This window comes from Metabacillus malikii (assembly GCF_030813355.1).
Taxonomy (GTDB): Bacteria; Bacillota; Bacilli; order Bacillales; family Bacillaceae; genus Metabacillus; species Metabacillus malikii.
In genome coordinates this window covers 122,338-130,918 of sequence record NZ_JAUSUD010000013.1, presented here as the reverse complement: position 1 = coordinate 130,918, position 8,581 = coordinate 122,338, and the positions used below count along the sequence as shown (strand labels likewise).

Below are 8,581 nucleotides of genomic sequence, written 5' to 3'. Positions count from 1 at the left end.
TCAAACGTTGGTGGTTTTCCACCTCCGTTACGTTTTGAGTCATCATCGGCAAATCGCCCAAAGGTAATGATTTTCGTTTTATCTTCAGCGACCTCCAGTTTAAATTTCTGTAGTCGCTCACTAAGGGAAGCATAAAAGGCTTCAGCGTCACTTCTATATTGGAAACAACATACAAAGTCGTCTGCATATCTAACCATATACGCTTTGCCTTTACTACTCCTTCTTACAATCTTTTCGAACCATAAGTCTAGGACGTAATGCAAGTATACATTGGCTAGTATCGGAGAGATAATACCTCCTTGTGGTGTACCTCTGTCTACATGAAAGTACTTTCCTTCTTCCATGTATCCAGCCTTCAAATATCTGGCTATAATTCTTAGTAGATTTGGGTCATTAATACGGTGCTTCAGAAATTTCATCATCCACTCATGGTCAACGTTGTCGAAGAATCCTTTAATATCTGCGTCTACAATATAATTTGTAGGGCGTTTCTCGATATATACATTAAGGATTTTCAGTGCGTCATGACAACTTCTGTTTGGTCTGAATCCAAAAGATGAATCTAGAAAGTCATTTTCATAGATGGCATTAAGTATCTTTGATAACGCACGTTGGACAACCTTGTCCTCGTGGTCGGGAATGCCTAGAGGTCTTTTCTTCTTAGTACCTGGTTTATTAATGTAGGTGCGTCTAACCGGTACTGGTCGAAAGGCTTTTCTCTTTAAGCGTTCTACCAATTCTTTGACATTCTCATCTAACTTTTGACCGTATTCTTCTTTAGTTACACCTTTGGCACCTGTAGCTTTGCCACTAGGTAATTCATGATGGCATTGTTTTAAGTGCTCTTCATTAAGTAGATGCGCTAGAGAAGTGAAGACCATATTTGGATTTAATTTCGCTAATTCTGCTATCCTTTTCAGTTTCGTTTCCATTTAGTATCTACCTCTGTGTGTAGTAATGTTTCCCCTTCAAGGGCTATGATAGGTGGCAGCCTTTCCTCCGTCAGAGTTACCCGACTTCATTGGTACTATACTGCCATCCGACTTCCTTTAGGCGTTTGACTGTCCTCACTTTATTATCGCTTGTAAGTCATTACTCTCCTTGTGAAGAGACCTAAAGGATCTCCCGAGTTGCCGTAACATATCGATGTGTAACGTGCCGAGGTCATCGACTCCGGAGAAGTTGTTATTTTCTTGCCATTTATCGAAATTAACAATGTTGCCTTCTGCACCCCTGAACGCATCGGCCTTCTCAACTATGCGATTTTCGAAGCTCAATCCCTTCAACCATACGGCTTACGGCCCATTACCTAGCTGTTTACGCTTAAAGGTATCTGTTACCAAATACCCTCCAAAACTCGCTACGAGTGAATGGCTAGTTCTTTCTCGACGGGAATCCCACCCGCTATATGTTACGACCTAGGCTCGGTCGCTCCAGGAGTCTCGCACCTACGCTCCAACCACCTTGATAAAGTTTGTCCTAAAAAGCAAAATTCTTTTGGAAAAGAGCAAAAATTAACAATGCGAACACAAATAAATGCCAGTCCATATATACAATGTAAGTATATAAGCCTGACATTTATCAATTCACTTTAAATTGATTTGATAAGTTGTTTAATGAATCTGATAACTCTTTTAACTGTAAACCAATTTCGTGAGTGCTCTTCATCTGCTTTATTTGATTATCGCTCGCCAAAAGCATTTGTTCAGTACTAGCAAGTGTTTCTTGTGAAATTGACGCCGCATTTACCGTTGCTTCTTCTAGGTCTGGAAGAACAAGATTTAACCTATGAATCTCTCTTCGCATTCCTTGTAGTTTCTTACTTACTGTATCTATTTCTTTCATTAGTTCATCAAACGATGCTTTTGAATCGTTTGCAGTCTCCAAGTAATGTCTAATCTTTAATAACATATCATCAAATTCGTCCGTGGCCCTAAATGTCACATCTTCTAGTTCATTAATTGATTTTGAGATGTCTACAGTTGCAGAAGCGGATTGTACTGCAAGTTTGCGCACCTCATTCGCAACAACAGCAAATCCTCTCCCTGATTCACCTGCTCTCGCCGCCTCTATAGCAGCATTTAGTGCTAATAATTGCGTTTGATCCGCTACACCTTTTATTAAATCTACCAGTTTTGTTATTGAAGTTGAGTGTTCCTTTACTTGTTGAATCGTAAATGTCATGTGTTCAAACTCCTTCTCAAAGCTGTTGATTGTATTAATTAAATATGTATTGTTTTTTTCACCACGCTTTGCAGATGAATTCATATCTTCAGAGCTATGGAACACCATATCCATACCGTTCATTAACATCTGTATATTCTGTTTGACAGTTTGGAATCCATTAACACTATTATCTGAACTACTAGCCGTCTGCTCTGCACCATGTTTTACAACATTAATAGCTTCTATTAATTGGTGGCTAGAAGTAAGTGCATATTCAGAGGAATCACTCAATTTCCCACCTGTTCTTTCTAGCTCTGTAGTTGTTTCATTTAGTTCATTTAGGATATTTCGCATTTGTTCAATCATCATATTAAAACTTACTTTTAAGGAGAGTAACTCTGGAATTGTTGTCTTTATTAATACCTTTCTATTAAATTTCCCTTCACGTACCTCTGTCATAACATTTCTTAACTCAGTAAGAGGTTTTGTGACACTGCGAATAAATAAGATTAAAAGAATAATTGCTATGACTATACTTACAATCATTACAATAATCATAAATTGTGCCATTTCATGTACTGTTCCAAGATAAGATGCTGTCGGTACAACTAACAGATATTTTCCGCTGATTTCTGGTATGTTTAATACGGAAATCGTATAGTCCTCACCGTTTATCATCTGATGAAAAACAGCTTTTTCCGTATTTGCTATCTTTTTCTTAAACGATTCTGTAAAGGAAATATTTGCTTGTTTACTTACATTAAATGATTTGATTTCTTCATCCGTATAATAAAAAATATTTGATTTTATCCCATCTGTCTCTAACTGTTGTTTTTGGTCACGAATACTAATTTCAAACTGTTGCATAAAATACGAGTCGTCACTTACATATAAAAACTTAAGGTTTTTTGCAACGTAACCCATTACTTCTGACTCTCTACTTATCCGATTTTCTATAATGTCAATTGTAGTATCTTTTGCCTTTAAATAAGAACTAATGCCCACGATTGTAATCGAAACAACTAATAGGAAAATAAATAAAAACAATAAACGACTTTGCAAATTTAACCCTGTAATAATCTTTTTAAATAATTGTTTCGATCCTTGTGAATTCCCTTGATGAAATTTCCTTGTCCTATGTTGTTCTTTTTCACTAGCTTTAATCTTATGTACTTGATTCATCGATATCTGTTTCAAACTGTGTCCTCCATATCATGTGTAATTTGACCCATTATAGCATTTGAATATTAAGCTAATGTTAAGAATGAAGGTTAGATAAATAATTCTTAATTCTTACTTTCTAATACTTTTAGTGATTATAACCATCTTTATTTAGTCCAAAAATAACATTACTTACATCATTTAGAAACATCCCATATATGAGTAAATACAAGTAGAGGGATTCGGATTAAAACATTCCGAATCCCCCAGTTTTTCTATAGTTGCTGATTAATACCTTTTATGCACCACTATCACCATCAACTAAATTGGCTTTTCTTACTGGTCTTTGACCAGTTTCTTCTATTGTTTCATCGCTATTATCAATATGAATATTCTTGACAAAAAAGTAAATAAGAAAGTGACCAATTCCGATAATAGCTAATAAAATTGGAATGCTTTTTTCTTCATTAAAGAATTTAACAGCCACTATAAAACAAACAATCGATAAAATTCTACCAGCATTTAAATAAATTTCTTTTACCACGATATACTCAATTCTAGCTTTCGTTATATTCCAAGCCCGACCTATTACATCATACGTCAATGATGCGTATGGTACTAACAACATTGGATATCCAATCGCAATTAAAATTGCATAGATGATTAACCTCTGATATGTTAACTCAAATAATAGAATAAATATTGATAGGTATAATAAGATGCCTCCCAATAAAATAAAAAGCTTACGTTTTGATTTTTTAATTACTCTGGCAGCCAAGAAATAAGCTACAAAGCCAACAGCTGAATTAATCAAACCAAATTTACCTAGTGCTAATTCACTTCCTGTTGTAATAAACACAAAGACACCAATAACAAAAGCAAATGTTCCTTCACGTAACCCTTGAAAAAAATGTGCAGTAGTAATACGCTTCCAATTTATATTATTTTTTCTTTCCTGGAGAATTCTTTTAAGTAAGTAATTACCTTCTGCAGGTCTTCTAGATAAAAAAAAGCTTAAAGCAACAGCACCTGAAAATAAAATTAAGGAAATCGTAAAGATAGTAGTGTATCCTGTGAAATTTTTCAAACGTGATATGACAAAACCAGCAATAATTGGTCCAATCATACCTGCTGTTGAGTTCATAATTCCTAAAAAACCATTAAAAAAATCCCTTGTATCAGGCTCTGTAATTTCAAATGTGAGAACATTAAATGCTAACCAATAAAAACCATAACCTATTCCTAATGTTCCCCCAATTACAACTAAGAGCTTTGCAGCTAAATCTCCAATGAGTAAAACTGTAAGAAAAAAAATCGCTAAAAAGATAACACCTAATCGTAATACAATTACCCTATCTATTTTCTTGGCTAATCTGCCAGCAAAAATAAAGGTTAATGGTTGCATAATTACTATAGATAGGTTATAAATTCCTAAATCAAGAAATTCACCTGATTGCTTCCATAAATACACATTTACGAATGTATTAGATAAAGCAATGCTTAACGAATATAACCCACCAATAATTAATAATAAAAGTAAATCTTTACTCACATGTACATCTCCAAAAATCTTTTGCAATTTAGACATAAAAAAACTCCCCTTCAACTTCTATTACTTAGTCTGTCTTAACATTTTGTAGTTATGTATACTTATTTCAACTGACTAAACATAAAAGAGAAGGAATACGTAATTAATAAAGGTATGTAGTACCTAAAAAAGAACATAAAAAAAGAGCCAACAAATAGTTAGCTCTTTTAAAAATTATTTAGCTGCGTTAAAGCGTTTAGTCACTTCATCCCAATTTACTACGTTCCAGAATGAAGCTATATAATCTGGACGGCGGTTTTGGTAATTTAAATAATATGCATGCTCCCATACATCTAAACCTAAGATAGGTGTTTTACCTTCCATTAAAGGAGAGTCTTGATTTGGAGTACTTGTTACTTCTAATTCTCCGTTGTTGACAACTAGCCATGCCCAACCTGACCCGAAGCGAGTTGTAGCAGCTTTTGCAAACTCTTCTTTAAAGCTATCATAGCTACCAAATTTTGCAGAAATTGCTTCTGCTAGTTCTCCAGTTGGCTCGCCTCCACCATTTGGTGATAGAATAGTCCAGAATAAACTATGGTTAGCATGTCCACCACCATTGTTGCGTACTGCAGTGCGAATTGCCTCTGGAACAGCATCAAGATTTGAAACTAATTCTTCAACACTTTTGCTAGCTAAGTCAGCATGACCTTCTAACGCAGCATTTACATTTGTAATGTAAGTGTTGTGGTGTTTTGTGTGATGAATATTCATTGTTTCTTTGTCGATATGTGGTTCTAAAGCATCGTATGCATAAGGTAATTGAGGTAGTTCATAAGCCATTGTAAAAATCCTCCTTGTTATGTACGTTTTTTGCTTTTATCAAGCTATTCGTTTTAAGGTTACCAAATATAAAAGATTCTTTCAATCAAAAAGCATTTGCACAAGTATCATTTTATTCCTTTTTTTTAAAAATATACACTTTCAAGAAATTTACAAACTCAACATGTATATAGATATTATTACAAATCAGTTGTTACTTTCTAACGAGGAGTTTCAATACTTAATAAATGGTTCTTTTCTAAAAGATTGTGGTTTGTTGAAGCTTAAAGTGCGTGACTCCTTCCGGAAGCGTGGGAGAGGTGAGACGTGAGCAGGCGTTTGCGCCGAGGAGATCGAAAAGCGCAGACGGCTTGCCCAACGACGTACAAACTGGAGGGCCATCTACTGACATAAAGGAATCACGATGAGCCGTATTGCGAATCGATGATGACTTATCGTAGTGAGATGACCTGAAGTTTGCTTTATCGTGCCGCAATGAGCTATGTGGCTCACCACCCACCCGCTGCCCGTGAATACTGAAAGAGGAGACAAACCCTAAACGACAATTCAGTTAAAAGCAACAATATTTACGAAAACAGCCTAATTAATCAACCAAATTTTCACTTTCAATCACATTTTACAAAAGTCTCAGTCATCTTGAAAATGTATAGTTAAACAACCTTGCTAAACAATGGTAAATATAAAGAAACCGACCATAATCAATTGGACCAATCCTTTTGCAAATACTCCTGATATAAACCCAATTAACGAGCCAATTCCAACTTTTATTGATTCAATAAACCCTTTTTTATGAACAATAAGTTCAGCAATAATTGCTCCAATGAATGGACCAATAACGATCCCTAGTAATGGTATAATAAACGGACCGATTAATAAACCTATTGTACTTCCCCAAACTGCAGCTTTACTTCCGCCATATTTTTTTATTCCTATCATATTCGTGAAATAATCTGCAACGAATAATATTATAGCTAATACCAGTTCTACAATCCAAAATAATAATGTTAGGTCACTAAAGTTAAATAAGAAGCCATAAAGTACAAATCCTAAAATAATAAAAACTACACTAGGAATGATTGGATATATTAGTCCTATAAACGCCACAAGGAACATAATAATGATGATTGACCAATATAATATATCCATAGTACCTCCTTTAAACATATTCTTTTACTTACGATAACCTAATACCGCTTCAGCAATGTTTACACAATGGTCTCCAATACGCTCAAGATTACTTATGATATCGACAAATACAACTCCAGAAGAACCGGAACAGCTACCTTCATTAATTCTTAAAATATGTTTTTTGCGTAAAGTACGTTCCATTCTATCAATTTCTTCTTCTGCTTTTTGTACATTCTTAGCCAACGCAATATCTTTATCGTCTAGCGAAGTAATTGCATTCTTTAGTGTATTAATAGTGAGTTTAAACATGTCATCTAAATCTTCCTGTGCAGAGGTTGTTAGCTTAACCTTGTTGTTTAATTGAAAATTAACTAATTCCACTATATTTTCGAAATGATCACCAACTCGTTCAATATCACGAACAGTATCCATCAACATACTATGTTCTTCTGACTCAGTAGGAGACATTTCACTTCTTGAGATTAAGATTAAATAATCAGTTATTTTTCGATCTAAATTATTTATTGCACTTTCAAGCTGCGTTGCATTATCAGCATGTTTTTGTAAATAATTCTTTTGGTACATATTCGATTCCTCTAACCCTAATACCGCAAAGTTACCCATTCTTAATATTTCCTCTTTAGCCTGGCCTAATGCAATAGATGAGGATTGTTGGATAAAAATAGGGTCTAAATGTTTTGGTTTATATTCAACTAGCGAATCTTCACCAGGAATAAGCTTTGTAACAATCCATGCTAATGCAGCAACAAACGGTAGTTGAATTAATGTATTTGTAAAGTTAAATGCACCATGTGCTATTGCAATAGTCATTTGAGGATTTAATCCTAATTGCCCCTGTACATATTCTATAAAAATAGTAAACAATGGAAGGAAAATTAAAAAGATCGTTGTCCCGATTAAATTAAATATAACATGTGTTAATGCTGCTCGCCTTGCTGCTATCGATGCTCCTATTGATGCTAAAACAGCAGTTATTGTTGTTCCAATGTTATCACCAAATAATACAGGTAATGAAGCTTTAATATCGATAAGTCCCTGCCCAAAGAGTTCCTGTAGTATTCCAATCGTTGCACTAGAGCTTTGTACAATGAGTGTAAACACAGTCCCAACTAGAACACCAAGTAACGGGCTATCGCTCATACTTACTGTTAAATCGTGAAAAGCTTGAAGACCACTCAGTGGTTTCATTCCATCACCCATTAACTCCAAGCCAAAAAATAAAGCACCAAACCCAAATACAATTTGACCAAAATTATGTATTTTTTTGCTTTTAAAAAAGAATAATAAGATTGCCCCAATAAAAATAACTGGTAATGCATAATCTGATATATTAATCCCTATAATGAACGCTGTGACTGTTGTACCAATATTTGCACCCATTATAACACCAATAGCTTGTCTTAAGGTCATAAAACCAGCACTAACTAAACCAACTGTAATAACCGTTGTACCACTACTAGATTGGATAAGCACAGTAACTATGATTCCTGCTAATACACCCATTACCGGATTTGTTGTAAACTTGTCTAATATATCTCTAAGTTTATCACCAGCTGAGCGTTGAAGGCCATCACCCATAAACTTTATCCCAAATAAAAATATTCCGAGCCCGCCAACAAATTCAAAGATCATCTTCTGGATATCTATTTCCAAAACTTTCAACCCCTCATTCATTTCGTCTAATCTCGACAAACATCTACAACCCTTACAATTATTAACGATATATAGTTTTAT

General features: G+C 34.7%; 6 protein-coding genes. All 6 read right to left on the bottom strand.

All coding sequences use genetic code 11. The features are described 5' to 3' along the window. A partial coding sequence (ltrA, locus tag J2S19_RS13700) for a group II intron reverse transcriptase/maturase (RefSeq protein WP_307342913.1) occupies positions 1 to 932 on the bottom strand: 932 nt, incomplete at its 3' end. Between the two features lie 649 nt (positions 933 to 1,581). Next, positions 1,582 to 3,363: a methyl-accepting chemotaxis protein gene (locus tag J2S19_RS13695; protein ID WP_307342910.1), complete on the bottom strand. Its 1,782-nt coding sequence runs from the start codon at positions 3,361 to 3,363 to the stop codon at positions 1,582 to 1,584. Positions 3,364 to 3,625: 262 nt separating this feature from the next. Then, on the bottom strand, positions 3,626 to 4,915 hold the full coding sequence (locus tag J2S19_RS13690) for an MFS transporter (protein ID WP_307342906.1): 1,290 nt from the start codon (positions 4,913 to 4,915) through the stop codon (positions 3,626 to 3,628). A gap of 174 nt (positions 4,916 to 5,089) precedes the next feature. Then, positions 5,090 to 5,698, bottom strand: a complete 609-nt coding sequence (sodA, locus tag J2S19_RS13685; protein ID WP_307342903.1) for a superoxide dismutase SodA — start codon at positions 5,696 to 5,698, stop codon at positions 5,090 to 5,092. Between the two features lie 663 nt (positions 5,699 to 6,361). After that, positions 6,362 to 6,844 carry a DUF456 domain-containing protein gene (locus J2S19_RS13680; protein WP_307342900.1) on the bottom strand — a complete coding sequence of 161 codons (483 nt, stop codon included), beginning with the start codon at positions 6,842 to 6,844 and terminating at the stop codon, positions 6,362 to 6,364. 24 nt (positions 6,845 to 6,868) lie between these two features. Then, entirely contained in the window at positions 6,869 to 8,521 is a 1,653-nt protein-coding gene (locus J2S19_RS13675) for a Na/Pi cotransporter family protein (protein ID WP_370875149.1), read from the bottom strand. Positions 8,522 to 8,581: the final 60 nt, after the last annotated feature.